This is a genomic window from Pseudarthrobacter sp. PS3-L1 (assembly GCF_030063285.1).
Lineage (GTDB): Bacteria > Actinomycetota > Actinomycetes > Actinomycetales > Micrococcaceae > Arthrobacter.
The window spans coordinates 361227-382034 of sequence record NZ_JASISU010000001.1 but is presented as its reverse complement, the minus strand read 5'-3'; the positions used below and the strand labels follow the sequence as shown (position 1 = coordinate 382034).

Below are 20808 nucleotides of genomic sequence, written 5' to 3'. Positions count from 1 at the left end.
AGGTCCACCCTGGCCCTCACCACCCTGCGGGCGTGGATTCCGGACCGTCGCTCAGGCGGACTTCTGCGGAGTCTGCGCCCGCTGTGCGTGGTACGCCAGGATCTGCAGTTCCGTTGCCATGTCCACCTTGCGCAGGTTCACATCATCAGGAACCTGCAGCGTGACCGGAGCGAAACTCAGAATGCTTCGGACACCGGCGGCAACCACCCTGTCACACACGTCTTGGGCCGCGGCGGCGGGGAGAGCAAGGACTGCCATGTTGGCTCCGGTGCGCTGCAGGACCTGCTCAAGGTTCGTGGCGTCGCTCACGCGCAGCCAGCCCACTTCATTGCCCACCACCATCTGATCAGCATCCAGGATCGCCACAACGTCGAAGCCCCGTGACTCGAACCCCCCGTAGCGGGCAAGGGCCTTTCCTAGGTTGCCGGCACCCACGATTGCCACTTTCCAGTCGTGGGTAAGGCCCAACGCTGCAGAAATATGCCGACTGAGATAGGTCACGTCGTAACCAACGCCCCGGGTGCCATAGGACCCCACGTAGGAGAGATCCTTGCGGAGTGTGGAGGAGCTGACGCCTGAGGCCTCGGCCAGGGATTCGGAGGAAACCCGGTCTGTGCCTTCCGAAAGAAGAGTGGTCAGGGCGCGCAGGTATATCGTCAGCCGGGCAACTGCCGCGGGGGGAATCTGCTTGACAGCCGATTCTGCGTCGTCGTCGACGGCGTGGGACCTTGATTCCAGCGAAGTCACTACTACCTGCTCCATTGCGTCGCGTTATTTCCTTAGTGTAGGTGCCGTCCTCCACTGGCAACAAAGCCGCACGGCGGCGTGCGACAGGGACCTTCAGGCCCGGGCTTGCAGCCCCTGCCGGAGCAACCTTTCCAACCTGGCTTCGTCTACCGTCCAGAAATCGCGTTGGATACCATCCACCAGGACCACGGGAAGTTCCTCAGCATATTTTTCCAGCAGTACTGGATCATCATCCACCACGTGATCCTGCCACCCAATCCCCACAACATTAGCCACTCGAGCCACGGCCAGCCTGGCAGCTTCGCAGAGGTGGCAGTGCTGTTTTGTGAGGAGGATCAGAACGGGACTCGGCATGGTCCAAGGGTATCTCCGATACATCCCCTGGACCCATCCAGCAGGTTGCTGCGTAGGAGACCCCAATGAATTGACTAGACTCAAGGCATGCCTGAGAAGAAGTCTGTTGCTGGAGCGACGCCGCCCGCCGTCGCACAGCCAATTGGCGAAGCCGCCTTCTTCGATGTAGACAACACCCTGATGCGCGGCGCGAGCCTTTTCCATATGGGCCGCAAAATGTACGAACGGAAGGTTTTCACGGTCCGCCAAGCGGCTGGATTCGCCTGGAAGCAGTTCAAATTCGTCACACGTGGTGAGAACCTCGCGGATGTTCATTCCGTCAAGGACGCGGCCTTGGCCTTCGTGGCTGGCATCGAGGTAGCGGATATCAAGGCCCTCGGCGAGGAAGTCTACGACGAGATGATCGCCTCGCGGATCTGGCCCGGTGCAAAGGCCCTGGCCGAGCAACACCTCCGCCTGGGCCGCAGAGTGTGGCTGGTGACCGCAACCCCTCTTGAAGTAGCCTCCGTGATCTCCACCCGATTGGGGCTCACTGGCGCCCTGGGAACAGTAGGAGAGGTTGAGGACGGCAAATACACCGGCCGCCTCGTAGGAGACATCCTGCACGGCCCGGCAAAGGCCGTGGCAGTCCAGCAGATCGCTGACGACGAGGGACTGGATCTCAGCCGCTGCTGGGCATACAGCGACTCCTACAACGATGTGCCGCTCTTGAGCCTCGTTGGGCACCCTGTGGCCATCAATCCCGACGCACGCCTACGTAGGCATGCCCGCGACCGCAACTGGCCAGTCTACGATTTTCGTTCCGGCAGGAGGGCAGCAACCTTCGGGCTGAAGGCAGCCACTGTCGGCGGAGTCGTCTACGGACTCTGGAAGAGCTTCGCCCGTTTCCGCGGCGCCAGGCCCTGACGCGTCCGGCCTGAACCCGCAACACTCCCCCAAACGCACGAAATGCCCGTCGCCGGGGAGGCGACGGGCATTTCTACGCTGTAGGAAGTATCTCTACTTCTTGTTGCGACGCTGGTGACGAGTCTTGCGAAGCAGCTTGCGGTGCTTCTTCTTGGCCATACGCTTGCGACGCTTCTTAATAACTGAACCCACGGAAGTTCCTAACAAACTAGATGCAGGACCTGTCTGTTCGAAAAGGTCCGTGGACTGAGCTACAGACTAAACAACTGACAGGTTCTTACAATGGCGTAAAACGTTCCTTAACAGGGTACCGCTAATCAGGTGAACTTCCGGACCGTGCGGTCCAAAGGTGTTTTCCGAAGACTCAGGCAGTGGCTGAGTTACCCTCGACGACGGCGCCGCGAAGGTACTGCTCCACTGCCGCTTCAGGAACACGGTAGGAACGTCCAAACCGGACGGCGGGCATCTCACCTGAGTGGACCAGCCGGTAAACAGTCATCTTTGACACGCGCATGACCTCGGCCACCTCCGCCACGGTCAGAAACTTCGAGGCGGAGAAGTTCTGTTCTGCGGACATTCCTTAGTTCCTTTACTCTCAGACAGCGGCGGCACACTTCATGCCGAACTGTTTCGGTGCTGAGCCACCAAGACAATCCTGTGCTAGTTACTTTAGAGGTTTCTGGGGCTAATGGGAAAGCTCTGCCGCGGCGGATCGACGGTCCCGGGCGGAGGCGGCCAACATCCTGAGGACACGCACCGTAACATCCCACTCCATGCAGGCGTCAGTGACGCTCTGTCCGTACACCAGAGCGTCGGTACCAGCGGCGTGCGCCTTCACATCTAGGTCCTGGGCGCCGCCAACCAGGAAGCTCTCCAGCATGATGCCGCCAATTGCGTGCGCTGCGAGTCCACCACCGCTCAGTTGCATCCCGATCTCACCCGCAACTTCAGCCTGCCGCAGGTGGCTCTTTCCACTGTTTGCGTGACTTGCATCGACCATAAGCCGCGGATTCAGGGCCTTGTTTCCCAGCCTGGACGAGGCCGCCTCAACGTCCTCCCTCGAGTAGTTCGGGCCGCTGCGACCGCCACGCAGAATTACGTGGGTATCCGGGTTGCCCGTGGTGGACACCAGCGCAGCCCGGCCGTGTCCATCGATCCCAAGGAATGCCTGGGGAGCAGACGCTGCACTGCAGGCATCGAGGGCCACCTGGAGATCGCCATCCGTTCCGTTCTTGAAGCCGATAGGCATGGAAAGTCCTGATGCCAGCTGTCGGTGGATCTGGCTTTCCGTGGTGCGGGCTCCGATGGCACCCCAGGAAACGATGTCGGCCATGTACTGCGGGCTGATGGGCTCCAGGAATTCCGTGGCCGTGGGCAATCCGAGTTCACTCACCTGGAGTAGGAATTCCCGGGCAGCCCGCAACCCTGCCGCCATGTCATGGCTGCCATCGAGGCGGGGATCATTAATAAGCCCCTTCCAGCCAACAGTGGTCCTGGGCTTTTCGAAGTACGTCCGCATGACGATCAGCAGGTCGGAGCTGAGGTCCTGGGCCAATGCCGACAACCTTGAGGCATAGTCGAGCCCTGCCGCAGGATCATGGATGGAACACGGCCCCACAATGACCAGCAGCCTGTCGTCAACCCCGTCCATGATGGCTCGCGCCTCGTCGCGGCCACGCCCGACCACCGCTGCGGACAAGGCCCCCAGCGGTTGTTCCGCCATGATCTCCAGGGGCGTAGGAAGTGCAGCGAAATTATTGACATGCAGGTTGGACGTAGTTCGGGCTTCTGCGGCGCCTGTTGCGGTGTTCATTCTGGGGGTCCTGTTCCGAAAAGGGAAGCGGGCCCAGTCAGAACCCGCCGAAGAAATGGCGAAGGGCAGAGAATGATCTCTGCCCTGTTGGCTCTGAAGGAATGTGGATGCGTGTCAGTTAGACGCGGGCCCCTCCAGAGCCAACGAAAAATACGCATACCAACGGTTCATCATGGCCACAGAGTAGCCCTGGATTCCGCAGCCGGGCAAATCGGGACGATTCAGTCCGGCTGGTGGGACGCCTGCGGCTCTCCCCCGTGGAGGTCCCGCAGCCTCGCTCGCCAGGGCTAAACCGGTAATTCCCTGAGGAACTCCAACTGCCTGATCCATTGGTGTTCCTGGCCACCCTCATGATTATTGAAGCGATAGACCTCAATCTCCTTGGCCACAGTGCCACCAGCAGACCCGTAGGAGTTGAAGCTGGCAAAGACTGTCGACGGTGGGCACACATCGTCCATCTGCGCGACGGAGTAAAGGGCCGGAACTTCCGCGCGTCTGCCGAGGTGTACGCCATCAAAGTAGTTCAGCACCTCCAGGATCGACGCATAGCGGTTGCGGTGCCTGGCCAAAAAACCTGCTATTTCCGGGTACGGCCCGCGGGGTGAGATGTCGATGGCGCGTGGGAAGTCCTGCAGGAACGGGACGTCGGGCAGCGCAGCGATGACACCATCAAGCCTTCCTGCTGCCAAGCCCGCCGTAGCTACAGCGATTCCGCCGCCCTGGCTGACTCCGGCCAAGATCACTTTGTTTTTATCGACGGCTGGGTGAGACTGCGCCGCCTCAACCGCGCGGAAGGCGTCAATGTAGACCCTTCGGAAGTAGTACGTGTCCTGATGCGCCACGCCACGGGTCATCAGGCCCGCAAAGGCAACGTCACCTGCCGAGGGGTGCGGATCAGCAGTATCTCCCGCGTGTCCACCCCATCCCTGGCCGCGCGTATCCATGATGAATTGCGCATACCCGGCCTGCGCCCACTTGGTTTCCTGGTTCACCAGTCCACGGCCCCCCGAATAGCCCATGAACTGGACCACAACAGGGAGTTGGACGGTGGCATCCCGGTGCGCAGGCACGTGCAGCCACCCTTTGATCGGCGCGCCATCAAAGCCAGCGAAAGTGACATCGAAAGTATCGATGACCGTGAGGTGGTTATGTACGGGAGCAAAGGTGGCATCCAGTGCGAACGTGCGAGCTTCGGCGATGCTCTGGTCCCAGAACGAATCAAGGTCCAGAGGTGGCTGTACATCGGAGGTGTAGCTACGGAGCTGCTCAAGCGGGAGGTCAAAAAGTGGCATCGGATGCGGATCCTGTCTGGGATGAAGGGAAGCCGAAGAAGCACAGCAGCGAGTCGTCGATGCAGGCTACCCGGAGGACGTGGTCAGGGCGTGAAGTCAATTTTCTCTCCGCCGGGCAGGTCCAGCTGATGAAGCTGCCCACCCACCCGGATCCAGACCATGCAGGCAGCATCCGCCGTGAATGTTGCCGCTGTGAGCGCTCCATAGCACCACGTGATGCCCACCTCGATCCCATGCCGTGCACGCAGGCCGGCAACCGATCCGTTGGGCAGCTCGTGCGGCAACGCGGGAAGGAGTTCGAGACAGCGTTCGCCGTCAACCGTCCGGTGACTTTGCAGGAGGCACTCTGCCAACCCGGCCGTAAACCCGAAGTTGGAGTCAATCTGGAACGGGGGGTGCGCGCCAAACAGGTTGGGATACAGTCCGCCGCTCTGGCCGAAGTGCCCGTGCTCGCCGGTGGGCATGTCCCGGAAGAACAGCCGAAGCAGGTTACTGACGTTCCCGGGCTGCCCCAGCCGGGCGCGAAGCAGGATCTTCCATGCCAGCGACCAGCCCGTGGAATCATCACCCCTTGTGTCCAGGCTGGCGCTGACAGCCGCGGCCATGGCCGGATCCAATGGATCGTCGCCTGGGTAGGCAAAGTAAAGGTGGCTGACGTGACGGTGGTCTGGCTCCCATTCCGGGAAATCCTCCTGCCACTCAGGAATCCGGCCGTCCGCTGCGGGCTTGATGTGCGGCAGCCTCAGGACGGCGGCCCTGGCCTGCACCACCAGGGGATCGTTGAGCTCCCCCAATGCACCAGCGAGGGATTCGAGCATGCCCAACACATCACGGATGAGGATCAAATCCATGGTGGAGGATACGGCAACGGCACTGCGTCTGGGCTGCCCAGGACCGGGAACGCGAAAACTGTTCTCCGGTGAGGTGGAAGGGCTGGTGCCCACACTGCCATCGGGAAAATCGTGCAGCAGATCCAACGCAAACGCGGCTGCTCCCCTGATGGCTGGCCACGCGGTGTGGCGGGCAAAATCTGAGGTGCAGGTAGCGGATCCAAATCGCAGGTGTTCCCACAGGTGCCGGACCAGCCACAGCCCACCCATGGGCCAGGCCGACCATTCCGGCGAATGGACACCATGGCCAACCGGTTTGCTGTATGCCCAGATATCAGAGTTGTGGTGGACGGCCCAGCCCCGTGCTGCATAGTATTCGTGCGCCGTATCTGCCCCCGTTACCTGCAGGGCACGGATCAGGTTGAACAGGGGTGCCACACACTCGGCCAGATTGGTTGTCTCTGCAGCCCAGTAGTTCATCTGCAGGTTGATGTTGGTGGTGTAATTGGAACTCCACGGTGCCGGAAGGTCAGCGTTCCACAGTCCTTGGAGGGTAGCGGGAGGACCGTGCCACCCCAGGCCTTGGCGACTCCCGGGAACACCATCGCGCGAACTAGAGATCAGCAGATACCTACCGTAGTTGAAGACCAGTTCAGCCAGGCCCGGATCCGCGGCCAGCGCCCCTCCGGAATTCTTGTTTGCCGCCACCAAACGACGTTGCGTGTCAGGTGGCAGCGCCGGTAGGTCATTCGTCCGCTCTGCGTCCCCAACCCGGAGCCTGACCGCGTCATAGAGACGGGAGTGGTCAGCAAGGTGCCGCCTGCGCATGTCAGGTACTCCCCGGTGGCTGGCTCCGGCCAATGCGGCGGTGCACCAGGCTGCTGCGTCCGACGACGTACCGGTGGGACTGGCACCAAGGCCGCGGAACGTCGTGTCAGTGGTGAGCAGGATCGTGACATTGTGCACGCCGGTGGCCCGCAACGCCGTCGCCTGTGTTCCCGTGCCGTCTGTTCCGGTCACCTGCGGTCCGGTCGCAGTCGTTGCCCCTTCTGCTGCGCTGCCATCGTGTGTCCAGCGGACCATGACGGCGCCCTGCGCGCTGAGGGTGGGATCCGCTGAGTACGCAACCGCGCCGCCGTCGTGCCCTGGGGCAACGTCGGCCGGAAACCTCAGCTCAAGATGCGCGGTATCGACTCCACTTTCACTCCGGGACACTCGAAGTGCCGACGACAGCTGAAGGTCAAGATCGACACCTGCGGGCGCTTCCGTGCGCAGGACAAGCACCAGCACCGCAGCTTCATGGCTGATGAACGTTTCCAGCTCTACGGCATGGCCGTCGAGCCGGTAGCGGCTGCTGGCAACAGCGGTGGAAAGGTTAAGGGTTCGCTGGTAATCGGTCACGGTAGCGGCTGCTCCGTCACCACCACAGCTGGGCTCAATATCCAGAGTCATATCTGCGAAGGGCAGATACGCCTGCGAGTGGCGGTGTTGCAGCGCCTTCAATACCTCGTGTGCCCCCGCGTAGTCCTGATCCTGGATCAGTGAGCGCACCTGCTGCAGGATTTTTCCTGACTTTCCAGCACCGAACGACGGCGGCAATCCAGCGCTCTGTGGCGAACCGGACCAGGCCGTGGCGTCGTTGATCTGCAGATGTTGCCGGTGCGGACCCCCAAAGACCATGGCGCCCAGCCGTCCATTTCCCAACGGTACGGCGGACAGCCAGTCGGAGGCGGGCGAGTCATAGGAGAGAACGTTTTCTGGGCGCACCAAAACAACACTAGGCGAGGCAGCCCACCAGCAACAGGGGTTACACGAAGGCTATGTCCTGTCAAAGCGCGACGCCCGCCGCAATCTGCCCGGCATACGATAGAAGACGGGCCTTCCGGGGCCACCTGGTATCCAAAGGAGACTCCACCGAATGAGGACCGATTCCCACCGCGGCAGTGCTGCCGGAGCACCACTGCGGGACGCGAACGGCTACGCCGACCTGCGCAGCTACGCCGCGATTGGCGACGGGCGCACCTTGGGCCTGGTTGCCGCCGACGGCAGGATTGACTGGCTTCCGCTGCCAAGCCTGGACTCGGTGACCCCGTTTGCCAGTCTCCTTGACGCGGAATTTGGCGGCTATCTCACATTGGCACCCACCGAACCCTTCACCTCTGAACGTCACTACCTTGAAAAAACGAACGTCCTTGTCACTGTCTTCAGCACTGAACGCGGCAAGGTCCAAATCACCGATGCGTTGAACACCGGGATCTCCGGACGGTTGCCCTGGTCTGAAGTGGGCAGGCGAATTGAAGGACTCGAGGGTAACGTCACCCTGCGGGCAGAGGTCCGGCCCGGTACCTGCCTTGGACAGTTTTCCCCCTGGATCCAGGACACTGTGCACGGGGTGGTGCTGCGGATCGACGGCCTCACAATGGCCGTGCGATCCGCCGGAGAGGACCAGGTCTCCTGGGATGACGGCGCCATTACGATTACCTACCAGGCCGAACCGGGCTCGAAGGCCATTTTTGGGTTGGTGGCTACCGAAGGCGAACCCCTTTTCCTGCCCGCTCCCGAGACGGTGGATGCCGGCATTGACCGCACCGTCGAGAAATGGCAGGCGTGGAGTGATTCGTTCAGCTACGACGGCGAGTATGCCGAGCAGGTGCACCGTAGCGTCCTGACCCTGAAGCTGTTGATCATGGGTGATGCCGGCTCCGTGGCTGCTGCGGGCACCACGTCCCTGCCGGAGAACATCCGTGGCGGCAAGAACTGGGATTACCGCTATGCCTGGGTGCGCGACACCGCCTACAGCCTTACTGCCCTATTCCGGTTTGGGCTGCGCGAGGAGACCCACGCTGCTATGTCCTGGCTGCTGCGGACCATCCGGTCCTCCGGCGATACGCCCGCCGTGATGTACCGGCTGGACGGATCGGCCTGCATAGAACCCGTCAGCAAACACGATGCACCGGGCTGGCGCGGAATTGGACCGGTAGTGACAGGCAACCGGGCCTCCGAGCAGCTGCAACTGGGCGTCTTTGGGGACGTTTTCAGCATCGTGGGCCTCTATGTGGACCACGGGAACGTGCTGGACGCCCAAACGGGCCGGACCCTAGCGGGCATCGCGGACATGGCCTGTGATGCCTGGCGCCGGCCGGACGCTGGAATGTGGGAACTGACCGAACTCCAGCACTACACCAGCTCGAAAATGGGCTGCTGGCACGCTCTCCAGCAGGCAGTGCACCTGGCCGAAATAGGCCAGGTTCCCGGCGACCCTTCCCGTTGGCGGACGGAAGCAGAGAGGATCCGCACCTGGGTCGAGGAAAACTGCTGGTCTGAAGACCTCCAGGCCTACGTCTGGTACCCAGGATCCACAGAACTGGATGCCTCGGTCCTGCTCCACGCCATCAGCGGCTTTGACCGCGGTCCGAGAATGAGCTCAACGCTGGATGCCCTGGATCGCGAGCTCGCTGTTGGCCCGCACCTCTACCGCTTTTCCGGAGCGTCGGATGAGGAAGCCACCTTCATCGCCTGCTCCTACTGGATGGTGACAGCCCTGCAGCTCTGCGGACGCACGGGCGAGGCCCGTGAACGCATGGGGCACTTGGCGGAAGCAGCCAACGACGTCGGCATCCTGGCCGAAATGTTCGAGCCATCGAATGGGTCGTCCCTGGGGAACCTGCCCCAGGCACTGAGTCATCTCGCCCTGATCAACGCTGCCATAAGCCTCGATCAGGACACCGCGGAAACTCCTGCAGCCTCGTAACGCTGCAGCGGAAGGGATCCATTGACCAGCTCCCGAAGCTGCGCGAGTCCGCCCGCCACCTGGCCGCTGGCACGGGCCTGCACGAGGACGTTACCCAGGGCTGTCGCCTCCACAGGGCCAGCAACGACGGGTTTACCTGTGGCATCAGCAGTCAGCTGGCACAACAGTCGGTTCTGGGACCCACCCCCCACGATGTGGACGGTACCGATGGTCCGCCCGGCCAACCGTTCGGCGTCGGCCAGTGTCCTTGCGTAGCCGGCCGCAAGGCTGTCCATGATGCAGCGGGCGACGGCGCCAGGATCCTCAGACAGCAGCTGCCCGCCGGCACGGGCAGCTGCACGGATCCTCTCCGGCATCCGGCCGGGGGCGATAAACTGCGCGTCGTCGCAGTTGATCTGGGGCCCGCCGGCAGGCAGTGCTGCTGCTGCCGCCAGGAGCTCTGCAAGGCCTGGACCCTGGCCAGCCGCCGCCCATTCGCGCTGGCATTCACTGAGGAGCCAGAGTCCACCTACATTGCGCAGGTAGCGGATGGTGCCGTCCACACCCCGCTCATTCGTGAAATTTGCCGCTTGGCTCGCTGGCGTCAACACCGGTCGGTCCAGTTCCACGCCTACCAGGGACCAGGTGCCAGAGGAGATGTACGCAAAATCCGGTTCGACTGCGGGGACAGCGGCCACTGCCGACGCCGTGTCATGCGAACCGACAGCCACCACCAGGGTTTCCACTGCGAGTCCGGTGCGTTGTGCTATTTCGGGCAGGATGCGGCCTGTCACCTCACCCGGTTCAATCACCGGCGGGAACAGGGCGCTGGGAAGTTCCAGCGCAGCCATCAACGCGGTGGCCCAGGTGCCCTCAACAGCGTCAAACAAGCCTGTTGTGGAGGCATTTGTTGCCTCGGTCCGTCTCTCGCCGGTGAGGAAGAAGGCAATGAGGTCCGGAATCAACAGGGCCTGCACACCGTCCAGGTGGGGCTCGCTGGCCAGCTGGTAGAGAGTGTTGAAAGGCAGGAACTGCAGACCGGTTGTGGCGTAAAGCTGTTCGGGTGGCAGCGCTGCGTGAACTCGGGCTACAGCGGACTCGGTGCGCTCATCGCGGTAGCTGAAGGGCTGCGACACAAGATCTCCAGCGTCGTTGACCAGTCCGTAGTCAACGGCCCACGTGTCTATTCCAATGCTGGTGATTTGTTCACCGGCTACGCTGGCGGCGTTAGCAGCAGCCGCCAGGCCAACAAGTACTTCCGCCAAGAGGCCCTCGAAATCCCACCGTAGGCTGCCGCCAGACTCGACAACGCCATTGGGGAAGCGGTGCACCACCTCCAGGGTGACGGTACCTTGTGCTCCACCTGCCTGTGCCGGGACTGTTCTGCCCACGATGACCCTGCCGGAGGATGCACCGATGTCAATTGCGGCAAACACCGCTCCGGCAGAAGCCGAAACGGTGTCCACTGAACGAGCGTCGCGTATGGGCGTCACCGCAGGAATGCTGCTGCCACGCCAGCGTCCACGGGGATGTGCAGGCCCGTGGTGTGGGAGAGTTCGCTGCTGGTCAGGACGGCAGCTGCATTGGCAACGTGTTCAGGGAGCACTTCTCGCTTGAGGAGCGTGCGCTGGGCGTAGTACTCGCCCAGTTTTTCCTCATCGACGCCGTAGACTGCGGCCCTCTTGGCACCCCATCCGCCGGCAAAAATACCAGAACCGCGCACAACACCGTCAGGGTTGATCCCGTTGACGCGTATTCCATGTTCCCCAAGTTCAGCAGCAAGCAACCGGACCTGGTGGGCCTGGTCAGCCTTGGTAGCGGAATAGGCGATGTTGTTGGGACCGGCAAAGACGGAATTCTTGGAGGAGATGTACACGATGTCTCCGCCCATGCCCTGCGCGATCATGGCCCTGGCAGCAGCCTTGGCCACCAGGAATGAGCCCTTGGACATGACGCTGTGTTGGAGGTCCCAGTCCTTTTCTGTGGTCTCAAGCAGTGGCTTGGAAATGGAGAGGCCAGCGTTGTTTACCACCAGGTCGATGCCGCCGAAGGCGAGGACAGCTGCATCAACGGCCGCAGCCACCTGGGTCTCGTCCGTTACATCGGCCTGGACGCCGATGGCCACGTCTGGCCCGCCTAGTTCTGCAGCCACCTTTTCGGCGTTGTCAAGGACCAGGTCAGCAATCACCACGCAGGCGCCATCCGCGGCAAGTCGGGTGGCGATAGCCTTGCCGATCCCGGATGCCGCACCAGTCACCAGGGCAACCCGGGTGGCGTGTGACGTGGGTTTCGGCAGCCTGGCCAGTTTGGCTTCCTCCAATGCCCAGTATTCAATGCGGAACTTTTCTGATTCCTCGATCGGCGCATAGGTTGAAATCGCTTCGGCACCCCGCATCACGTTGATGGCGTTGATGTAGAACTCGCCAGCAACACGCGCAGTCTGCTTGGTGGCGCCAAAGGAGAACATGCCCACCCCGGGCACCAGCACCACCGCCGGATCCGCTCCCCTGAGGGCTGGACTTGTGGCAGCGGCATGTCGGTCGTAATAGGCCTGATAGTCCACCCGATATTCGAGGTGGAGTTCACGCAGTCGCGCGATCGAATCCTCAAGCGGGGCATCGGCCGGCAGATCCAGGACCAGCGGCTTGACCTTTGTCCGCAGGAAATGGTCTGGGCAGGACGTGCCGAGGGCACCCAGGCGCGGATGCTCCGTGGCGGACAGAAAGTCAAGGACGACGGCGTCATCGCTGAAGTGCCCCACCTGCGGCTTGTCAGTGGAAGCCAGGCCCCGGATCACGGGAGCCAGGGCTGCGGCTTTGGCGCGGCGCTCACTCTCGGGAAGGGCAGCATAGCCAGGGAGCGGACGACCAAACGGTTCATCCTTTCCGTTGGCGGCGATGTATGCCTCAGCCTGCTCGATGATCCACAGTGAGTTACGCTCGGCTTCCTCGCTGGTGGCACCCCAGGCTGTAATTCCGTGGCCACCGAGAATGGTGCCAACGGCCTTCGGGTTGGCCTCCTTGACAGCGGCAATGTCCAGGCCAAGCTGGAAACCAGGCCTGCGCCATGGCACCCAAACGACGGTGTCGCCGAAGATTTTACGGGTCAGTGCCTCACCTTCTACGGCTGTGGCGATAGCGATGCCCGAATCCGGATGCAGGTGATCGACGTGGGGGGCATCGACCAGGGCGTGCATGGCGGTATCGATGGATGGTGCTGCGCCCCCCTTGCCGTGCAGGCAGTAGTCGAAAGCCGCCACCATGTCGTCTTCGCTCTCCACACCCGGGTAGACGTTCCTGAGGGCGTTCAACCGGTCCAGTCGCAGGACGGCAAGGTTGGCCGCCTGCAGCGTTCCCAGGTCCCCGCCGGACCCCTTGACCCACAGCAACTCGACGTCCTTGCCGGTGACAGGATCCTTTTCGGTGCCTTTGGCCGATGTGTTGCCACCAGCAAAGTTAGTGTTCCGCTTGTCCGCCCCGAGCCGGTTTGAACGGGAAATCAAACTATCAACAGTTGTGTTGCTCATTGCCTCTACGCACCCCATCCGGCCTGGGAGCCGCCAACACGGTCCTCGTTGATCTGTTTCTGGTAACCACTAGCTGTGAAGGCCGCCATTGGATCCGCAGGGAGGCCGCGAGTTTCGCGCCACTGTGCCAGCATGGGCCGGACATCCGTATAAAAAGCATCGTTGAAGATGCCGTTCGCGGCCAGGACGTCTCCTGATCGCTGCGCTTCGGTCAGGGCCACCACATCGATCAGCAGTGCCCGTGCCGTCATTTCCTGGACGTTGAGTACGGAGCGGATTTGCCCGGGAATCTTTTCCTCCAGGTTGTGGCACTGATCGAGCATGAGTGCCACGCCTGACTCTTTGCCAAAGCCGCCGCCACGAATGACCTCATGCATGATGCGGAACAACTGGAATGGATCCGCAGCGCCGACAATCAGGTCATCGTCGGCGTAAAAGCGGGAGTTGAAGTCAAAAGACCCCAGCTTTCCCAGACGCAGCAGCTGCATCACGATGAACTCAATGTTGGTCCCGGGTGCGTGGTGGCCGGTATCAAGGCAGACTGCTGCTTTGTCCCCCAGGGCCAGCGTCTGGGCATAGGAAGTTCCCCAGTCCGGAACGTCCGTGTGATAAAAAGCCGGTTCAAAGAACTTGTATTCAAGAACCAGTCGCTGCTCGTTGCCGAGCCGTGCGTAGATTTCCTGCAGTGACTCCGCAAGGCGGTCCTGCCGGCCGCGCATGTCGTCCTGTCCGGGATAGTTGGTGCCATCGGCGAGCCAGATCTTGAGGTCCCTCGACCCTGTCTGGTGCATGATGTCGATGCATTCATAGTGGTGTTCCACTGCCCGACGCCGAACGGCGGCATTGGACGATGTGAGGGAACCAAATTTGTACTCATCGTCCTGGAACGTGTTTGAGTTGATGGTGCCGAGGCCTACCCCGAGTCCAGCAGCATACTCTCTCAGCACGGCGTAGTCAGGTGCCTTGTCCCACGGAATATGGAGGGCAACGGTGGGTGCCAGCCCCGTGAGTTCGTGGACCTTGGCTGCGTCGGCCAGCTTTTCCTCGATGGTTCGCGGCGTCCCATGGGTGCCAAAGACTCGGAATCTCGTACCGGAATTTCCATAGGCCCACGAGGGAACCTCAATAGCAAGCTCTTCCAGCCTGCCAAGTGCCACTGCTGTGTCATTCATGATGAGTCTTTCCAGTCTTTGGGAGGGCGTAATTACGGGGCGACGGCACTAGGGAGCGGGAGTCTGGGCAGCCGCCAGCTGCTTCTCGAGGTTGAATACCTCATCCATAACCTCAAACCCGGTATCGGGAGCCTGCCCCGGATCGGCGAAAAGAGCAGCCATATCGGCCTGCCAGCGGGAATTGACGTCGGTCAGGGCCATCCTTGCGCGGACCGCATCAAAGTCATCGCATTCCAGGTATCCCACCAACAACCCGTCGGCAGAGAGGAACAGCGAATAGTTGTGCCAGCCAGCAGCCTTGAGCTCCTGAAGCATCTCCGGCCAGACCGCAGCGTGGCGTTGGCGGTACTCGGCTATCAGCTCCGGGTTCACCGTTGAACGGAAGCACACCCTCATCTGCGACTCTCCTGCGGTCTCGATTACTTGAATCGTTTCATTATTACGATTCAAAGTACTCTTGATCTAAAGCAGGTGTCAAGCATTGTCCGGCGTCCACCATCAGGGGCCGGCGTGCCAGCGCCCCATGGCCCAGCAGTGGAGAAACATGAATCGCACCGCCAGCATCAAGGATGTTGCCAACCAGGCACGTGTCGCCGTTGGCACTGTCTCCAACGTCCTGAACTACCCGGACCGCGTGTCGCAACGGACCAAGGACCGGGTTCTCGCAGCCATCGAGGAGCTCGGCTTCATCCGCAATGACGCCGCACGGCAGCTACGTGCCGGACACTCACGGACCATAGGGCTGATTGTCCCGGATGTGGGCAACCCGTTCTATACGTCCATGGCGCGTGCAGCAGAGACAGCAGCGGTGCTGCAAGGCAGCGCCGTGCTCCTGGGGGACAGCAGCCAGGATGCCGGCAGGGAATCAAACTACATCGACCTGTTTCAGGAACAGCGGGTCCAGGGCCTGCTCATCTCCCCCGTCGGCGACGTGACAGACCGCCTGCAGGCACTCCGGGATCGCGGGATCCCCTCCGTCCTGGTGGACCGCAGCGCAGATGCAAGCTCCTTCAGTTCCGTCTCGGTAGATGACGACGCGGGCGGTTATCTTGCTGCACGGCACCTGCTGGACACGGGCCGACGTCGGCTGGCATTTGTTGGTGGCCCGGTCAGCATCCAGCAGGTTGCAGACCGCCTCCACGGCGCCCGGCGCGCTGTGGCCGAGAACCCTGACGCTTCGTTGGAGGTTCTGGATTCGGACGGACAGACGGTTCTGGCTGGACGGCGTGTTGGCAACGACCTGGTGGGACGTGGACCGCAGGTATTGCCCGATGGCATCTTCTGCGCCAATGACCTCTTGGCCCTTGGTGTCATGCAGTCGCTGGCCATGACGCACACCTACCGTATTCCCGAGGACACAGCACTGATTGGCTATGATGACATCGACTTTGCGGAGTCCGCTGTGGTTCCCCTGAGCTCCATCAGGCAACCCACGGAGGCCTTGGGCCGCACCGCAATCGAGCTCCTTGCCGAAGAGCTCGAGACTGGCTCATCCGCCCACCGCTCGGTTATTTTCACACCAGAACTCGTGGTACGGCACAGCACGTCCCGCACTATCTTCGGCAGCTGACCCCAGGTCCTGGCACCGGAGACGCGCGGTCCGGTCCATCCGAGGATCGGAATGTGAATCGTTACATTCCGCGTGGCCTGACGCTAGACTCGAAGCGCGGCATTCGGAAAGCGCTTGCCCACCGGTGGCCTTCCAAGGCAGAAATGGAGCAAGAATGATCCAGGCAACGGTAAGATCCCGTGTGCAGTCAGTGGCCCGGATAGCACTGGTAGGGGTCCACGGATTCGGCCTGCATCACCTCCGCAATCTGGCACGGCTCCAGGCACTGGGTGCCGTCGATCTCGTGGCTGTTGCCGATCCTCAACCTCCCGAAGCAGGTTCCGTTCCGCCGTCCGCGCTTGTCTATCCGGATCTGGCTGCACTGTTGGCGAACACGCCAGATCTGGACATCGTCATCGTTGCCACACCGATCCAGACCCATGCACCGCTGGCAATACTGGCGTTGACGTCCGGGGCCGATCTCTACCTGGAGAAACCACCGGTGGCCACCCTGGCGGATTTCCACGCACTGGCCCTGGCAGCAGAGTCCGCCCAAAGCAGCGTGCAGATCGGTTTTCAGAGCCTCGGCTCACAGGCGTTGCCCGCACTTCAGGAGCTCATCGCGGGTGGAGAGCTTGGTGAGCTGCTGGGCATCAGCGCCACCGGCCGCTGGATCCGCGACCGCGCATACTACACACGGTCCCGGTGGGCAGGAAAACGCAGCATCAACGGGGTTGACGTTGTCGATGGCGTCGCTACAAACCCCCTCGCCCATGCCGTTGCCACGGCACTGCACCTTGCCGGAGCACACACCACAGCGGACGTCTCGAGGGTGGAAACAGACCTCTACCGGGCGAACGCCATCGAGTCCGACGACACATCGGTTATTCGAATCAGCACCCTGTCCGGAGTGACAGTGCTCTGCGCACTCACCCTGTGCGCCGAAGAGTCAAGCGAGCCCTTCGTTACAGTGCATGGCTCACAAGGCACAGCAACATTCCACTACACAGAAGATCGGCTGGACATCTGTGCTGGCGCCACCAAGACCACCCAGACTTTCGGCCGGGAGGACCTGACGGAGAATCTCCTCGCCCACCGCAGGTCCGGAATTCCGCTGCTGAGCCCACTTGCCGACAGCGGCGCGTTCATGCGGGTCCTGGAAGCAATCCGAACCGCCGAGGACCCGCACCTGATTGGCTCCGAGCATGTCCAGTGGGAAGGAACCGGCACATCTGCCCACCCCGTCATTGAAGGCATCACAGGAATCCTGGACAGGGCGACAACACAGCAGAAGACCTTTGCAGAACTGGGCGTCCCCTGGGCGGCGACAAAAGCCACCGGGGCAGCGAACCCGCACCAGCACCGGCGGCCATGAACTCCCAGCGGCGGCACCGCAGGGGGTGCCGCCGCTGGGAGTTCGTGGAGTTTTTTTGGCCGATGTCGCCTCAGGCCAGTGCGTTCTTCATTTCCTCGAACGCACTCTTGGCAGCAGTTTCGGGGCTGATCCGGTCAAAGTGGACCTCGTCGTTGTAGCGGGTAATGATCTCCGCGATGGGACTTGAGCCCGCTGGCGGCACGGGCGGGGCCTCTCCGACTTCAGCGGCGATGGTTTCGATGAATTCCGCCGTCGCAGCATCTGCTGGCTTGAGCAGAGGGATCACGGCTTCCCGGACTTCAGAATTGCCCGGAATCCCGCGGTCAGCCAGGGAGATCTTGCCAGCCTCGACGTTGTTGGCGAGGAAGTCAATGAGCTTCTGGGCCTCGACGGGATGCTTTGTCCTGGAACTTGCCGACCAGAACTGGGAAGCCTTGTAATACTGCTGGGCTTCTTCAGCACTTCCGTCAACGCTGGGGGGCCGGTTGAGTTCAAGTTCTTGGCCGGATGCTGTCCGTAGGGCCCCAAGCTGGTTGGACCAGTACCAGGCGAGCGCAAAGCGGTTGGTGGCTAAACCTTGTTGATCGATGGAGGCACTGGCATCCTCCGTGATCACGGATGCTGGCGGAACAGCCTTAGCATCGCGTAGTCCGGCCTGATAGCTGAAATAACCTGCTGCGTCCGACTCGTCAAAGCCCAGGTCACCGTCGCTGGTGAAGAGCGATTTGCCATGCTGACGCATCCACAGGTTGAACGAGCCATCACCTGTCACCGGGCCGGATCCGTAGATCCCGTCAGCACTGTTGGACGTCATTTTTGCTGCTGTATTACTGTAGTCTTCCCAGGTCCAGGTGCTGTCGTCAGGCAGCTCCACCCCGCTGGCCGCTACCAGCGAGGGATTGGACAGGACCACCATGGCATTCATGCCGGCGGTGACGGCAAAGAGTCCGTTTTGGGTCTTTCCGGCGTCGGCGGCCTGCTGATCAAATTTGGACAGATCCACGTCCTTGAGTTCGAGGAGCGCGCCGCGGTCCGCATACTCCCCCAGGTATTGGGCATCCATCTGGATAATGTCAGGCGCGTCCTGCGAAGCGACCTGGGTAGCAAGTTTGTCCCAGTATCCGGCCCAGTCGCCATATTCACCCTGGACCGTGATGTTGGGGTTCTCGGACTGGAACTTGTTAATGAGTTCTTGCGTCATCTTGTGGCGGACGTCAGATCCCCACCAGCTCATGCGAAGAGTCACTGGACCATCGGATACCGCCTGGGGCGACGCTCCTCAGGACGTAACGGTGAGGGCCAGGATGGCGCTGGCAGCTGCGATTTTGGCGAAATTTCTGCGGGTGGAAAGGAGCATCAGTGGTCCCTTGCGTCGGAATCGGCAAAACAATGAGAAAGCGTTTACTCAGGGTAGATGCGTCCTGGCTGACGCGTCAAGGGATCTATTGCATCGTTTCAGTCAGCAGAGAATCCAACGGTTCCCCTGTTGCCGAAGAACGTGCCGACGCTTCGTCAGCCGCCGACAGCCTTTGGCCGCCGTCGGCCGTTTATCCACAACAGGGCACCAATCACCACAGCGGACAGAACACACAGTGCCCCGGTCACCACCAGTCCCGTTCGGACTCCGAACTGCTCAGTCAGCCAACCGGCGAGGAGACCCCCCAAAGCATGCCCACCCATCAGCAACGGCAGGTAAAGCGCCATGACACGGCCGCGGATGTGCGGCCCCGCCTGCAGCTGCACTTCCGTGGCAGCACTTGTCAGAAACAGCAGCGTCATCAGGCCCACCACCAGGAGCATCACCATGAAGGACTCCACACTGGGCATCAGCGCGGCTACAGCCTGGGCCACGCCAAAACCTGCGGCCGCTGCAACAATTCCCTTCCGGCCCATGCTGCGCAGCCGTGATGCCAGCAATGCTCCCACCAGTGCCCCGCATGCACTCAGAGTGTTGAACAACCCAAACCCGGCCGCACCGTTCTGCCAGACGTCCTCCGCAAAGGCTGCCAGAACTACCGGTCCATTCATGCCGAAGGCACCCAGCAGGCCAGCCAGCAGGATGACCAAGAGCAGGGGTGGCCGCTCTCGGACGTAGCCAAAACCAGCCAGCAGAGCTCCCTTTCCCCGTTGTGCGAGCGGGATCCGGAACAGCTCGTGGGCGCGGATGGACATGATCAGTGCCATGACAATCATGCACAATAGGGCATTTGCGGCGAAGGCCGCAGCCGAACCCGCCGTTGCGATCAGGATGCCACCGAGCGCTGGCCCAACCAGGGCACCCAACTGGCCCACGGCGTTGTTGAGGCCGATCGCTGGCCGGAGGCCACCATCGCCCACCACCTCATTGATGAATACCTGGCGCGCAGGACCTTCAATCGCTGCCGTGACACCCAACGCCACACAGCAGGCGTAGACCACCCAGACCGAGATGTTCCCACCTGCCACCCATGCGGCAAGTCCTGCGGCCAACAGGGCAACCACTGCCTGGCACGCCAGCATGATCCGGCGTTTGGGAAACAGATCCACCACGAGCCCACTCAGCGGACCTATCAGCAACATGGGCAGGAACTGGAGGGCAACCGCCAAACCAACCGCCGCAGAACTGCCCGTCAGCTGGAGAACCAGCCAGTCCTGCGCCAGACGTTGCATGGTGATGCCGGTGGAGCCAACAAACTGCAGCGTGAGGTAAAACCTGTAGTTCCGGTTCCGGAACGGCCGTCCAGGAGCCGGCGCAGGATGTTCGCTGGCTTCGGGTGTGTGCAGCCTGCGAAACAATGACGATGATGAGGAATTGTTGTCCGGAGACACAGCGGCCCAACTGTCCGGCTGATGCAGGACGGTACGAATGAATAGTGTTGTGGGAGGCAAACGTCATAGGTGGTTCAGGCGCGGGAGGCCGCCCGGACCGTGACAGATGCGGCTGCAAGGACCAGGGTGCCGGGAACCACGACAAACAGTGCAGGCAGCATCCAGACAAACACCACCACCATGAACAGGGCGGCAACCAAGAGCAGGGAACCACTCCAGTCGCCGGCCGAATCGGCCTTTCCGGCTGCCAGGGCCTGGCGCCAGGCAGCGGTCGCGGCAGCCCCGCCGTCGTTCGCGTGCCATGCTGCGGCGCTCCGCAGCAGCACCACCATCGCAGCACCGGCCAGCACCAACGTTGCCGGGAAAATCACAGTACTGCCGGGGAGCTGGCCCGTGATGGCCAGAAGAAGATTGACCACGACGACGGCGATCGCCGCCGCTGTGATACCCCCCAGCTTCCAGCTCCCCGGCAGCGCCTGCCGGAACGTGGCAACAAGGCCGCGGACCGAATCGTCGCGGCCGGTAAGGTGCCGCTCCAGGTGGGCGATCCCGGCAGCATAGGCCGCAGGGATGCTCACTAGGGGCAGCGAGAGGACCAGCACCAGCAAGCCAGCCAGCAGGGTTTCGGAGAACAGCGCAAACCGGTTGACCGGAAGAGGCTCCGGACCGTTGGGACCCTGTGTGGTGGTATCCATGATGCTCATTT

18 protein-coding genes are annotated in these 20808 nt (G+C 61.9%); 4 read left to right on the top strand and 14 right to left on the bottom strand.

Going from position 1 to position 20808, the window contains the following annotated elements; translation table 11 throughout:
• Positions 1-51: 51 nt before the first annotated feature.
• Both QMG79_RS01785 and QMG79_RS01780 read right to left on the bottom strand, forming a co-directional pair.
• The gene (locus QMG79_RS01785) at positions 52-747 is read right to left on the bottom strand and encodes a redox-sensing transcriptional repressor Rex (RefSeq protein ID WP_283536849.1); all 696 of its coding nucleotides are present in this window, start codon (positions 745-747) and stop codon (positions 52-54) included.
• A 93-nt stretch (positions 748-840) separates the two neighbouring features.
• Positions 841-1101, bottom strand: coding sequence for a glutaredoxin family protein (locus tag QMG79_RS01780; protein ID WP_283536848.1), 261 nt, complete (start codon positions 1099-1101; stop codon positions 841-843).
• An 87-nt stretch (positions 1102-1188) separates the two neighbouring features.
• Here QMG79_RS01780 and QMG79_RS01775 point away from each other — a divergent pair, with 87 nt between their 5' ends.
• Positions 1189-2007: an HAD family hydrolase gene (locus tag QMG79_RS01775; RefSeq protein ID WP_283536847.1), complete on the top strand. Its 819-nt coding sequence runs from the start codon at positions 1189-1191 to the stop codon at positions 2005-2007.
• A gap of 93 nt (positions 2008-2100) precedes the next feature.
• Here the strand turns inward: QMG79_RS01775 and QMG79_RS01770 are convergent, their stop codons facing one another.
• The 5 genes from QMG79_RS01770 to QMG79_RS01750 all read right to left on the bottom strand — a co-directional run bounded on the left by QMG79_RS01770 (position 2101) and on the right by QMG79_RS01750 (position 7709).
• Positions 2101-2199, bottom strand: a complete 99-nt coding sequence (locus QMG79_RS01770; protein WP_003792170.1) for a 30S ribosomal protein bS22 — start codon at positions 2197-2199, stop codon at positions 2101-2103.
• A 172-nt stretch (positions 2200-2371) separates the two neighbouring features.
• Positions 2372-2584: a helix-turn-helix domain-containing protein gene (locus QMG79_RS01765; RefSeq protein WP_283536845.1), complete on the bottom strand. Its 213-nt coding sequence runs from the start codon at positions 2582-2584 to the stop codon at positions 2372-2374.
• A 108-nt stretch (positions 2585-2692) separates the two neighbouring features.
• Positions 2693-3820 carry a 3-deoxy-7-phosphoheptulonate synthase gene (locus tag QMG79_RS01760; RefSeq protein ID WP_283536844.1) on the bottom strand — a complete coding sequence of 376 codons (1128 nt, stop codon included), beginning with the start codon at positions 3818-3820 and terminating at the stop codon, positions 2693-2695.
• 287 nt (positions 3821-4107) lie between these two features.
• Positions 4108-5112, bottom strand: a complete 1005-nt coding sequence (locus QMG79_RS01755) for an acetylxylan esterase (RefSeq protein WP_283536843.1) — start codon at positions 5110-5112, stop codon at positions 4108-4110.
• Between the two features lie 83 nt (positions 5113-5195).
• Positions 5196-7709, bottom strand: coding sequence for a glycoside hydrolase family 95 protein (locus QMG79_RS01750; RefSeq protein WP_283536842.1), 2514 nt, complete (start codon positions 7707-7709; stop codon positions 5196-5198).
• A gap of 151 nt (positions 7710-7860) precedes the next feature.
• Here QMG79_RS01750 and QMG79_RS01745 point away from each other — a divergent pair, with 151 nt between their 5' ends.
• Positions 7861-9693, top strand: coding sequence for a glycoside hydrolase family 15 protein (locus QMG79_RS01745; RefSeq protein ID WP_283536841.1), 1833 nt, complete (start codon positions 7861-7863; stop codon positions 9691-9693).
• On the opposite strand, the gene QMG79_RS01740 is transcribed toward QMG79_RS01745, so the two are convergent.
• From QMG79_RS01740 to QMG79_RS01725, 4 genes are read right to left on the bottom strand one after another with little or no spacing between them, the layout of a single operon-like run.
• Positions 9660-11138 carry a rhamnulokinase gene (locus QMG79_RS01740; RefSeq protein ID WP_283536840.1) on the bottom strand — a complete coding sequence of 493 codons (1479 nt, stop codon included), beginning with the start codon at positions 11136-11138 and terminating at the stop codon, positions 9660-9662. The genes QMG79_RS01745 and QMG79_RS01740 overlap by 34 nt on opposite strands.
• Positions 11139-11161: 23 nt before the next feature.
• Positions 11162-13198 carry a bifunctional aldolase/short-chain dehydrogenase gene (locus QMG79_RS01735; protein WP_283536839.1) on the bottom strand — a complete coding sequence of 679 codons (2037 nt, stop codon included), beginning with the start codon at positions 13196-13198 and terminating at the stop codon, positions 11162-11164.
• Between the two features lie 5 nt (positions 13199-13203).
• Positions 13204-14370, bottom strand: coding sequence for an L-rhamnose isomerase (rhaI, locus tag QMG79_RS01730; protein WP_283536838.1), 1167 nt, complete (start codon positions 14368-14370; stop codon positions 13204-13206).
• Positions 14371-14418: 48 nt separating this feature from the next.
• On the bottom strand, positions 14419-14766 hold the full coding sequence (locus QMG79_RS01725; RefSeq protein ID WP_283536837.1) for an L-rhamnose mutarotase: 348 nt from the start codon (positions 14764-14766) through the stop codon (positions 14419-14421).
• A gap of 148 nt (positions 14767-14914) precedes the next feature.
• Here QMG79_RS01725 and QMG79_RS01720 point away from each other — a divergent pair, with 148 nt between their 5' ends.
• Positions 14915-15940 carry a LacI family DNA-binding transcriptional regulator gene (locus tag QMG79_RS01720; RefSeq protein WP_283536836.1) on the top strand — a complete coding sequence of 342 codons (1026 nt, stop codon included), beginning with the start codon at positions 14915-14917 and terminating at the stop codon, positions 15938-15940.
• A gap of 154 nt (positions 15941-16094) precedes the next feature.
• Positions 16095-17294 carry a Gfo/Idh/MocA family protein gene (locus tag QMG79_RS01715; protein WP_283536835.1) on the top strand — a complete coding sequence of 400 codons (1200 nt, stop codon included), beginning with the start codon at positions 16095-16097 and terminating at the stop codon, positions 17292-17294.
• Positions 17295-17364: 70 nt separating this feature from the next.
• Here QMG79_RS01715 and QMG79_RS01710 read toward each other — a convergent pair whose 3' ends face one another.
• The 3 genes from QMG79_RS01710 to QMG79_RS01700 form a co-directional block, all read right to left on the bottom strand.
• Positions 17365-18528 carry an ABC transporter substrate-binding protein gene (locus tag QMG79_RS01710; protein WP_283536834.1) on the bottom strand — a complete coding sequence of 388 codons (1164 nt, stop codon included), beginning with the start codon at positions 18526-18528 and terminating at the stop codon, positions 17365-17367.
• A gap of 278 nt (positions 18529-18806) precedes the next feature.
• A complete protein-coding gene (locus QMG79_RS01705) occupies positions 18807-20057 on the bottom strand; it encodes an MFS transporter (protein WP_283537333.1) in 1251 nt (416 codons plus the stop codon).
• A 119-nt stretch (positions 20058-20176) separates the two neighbouring features.
• Complete coding sequence (locus tag QMG79_RS01700) at positions 20177-20806, bottom strand: Poxvirus protein I5 (protein ID WP_283536833.1); 630 nt, start codon at positions 20804-20806, stop codon at positions 20177-20179.
• Between the last annotated feature and the right edge of the window lie 2 nt (positions 20807-20808).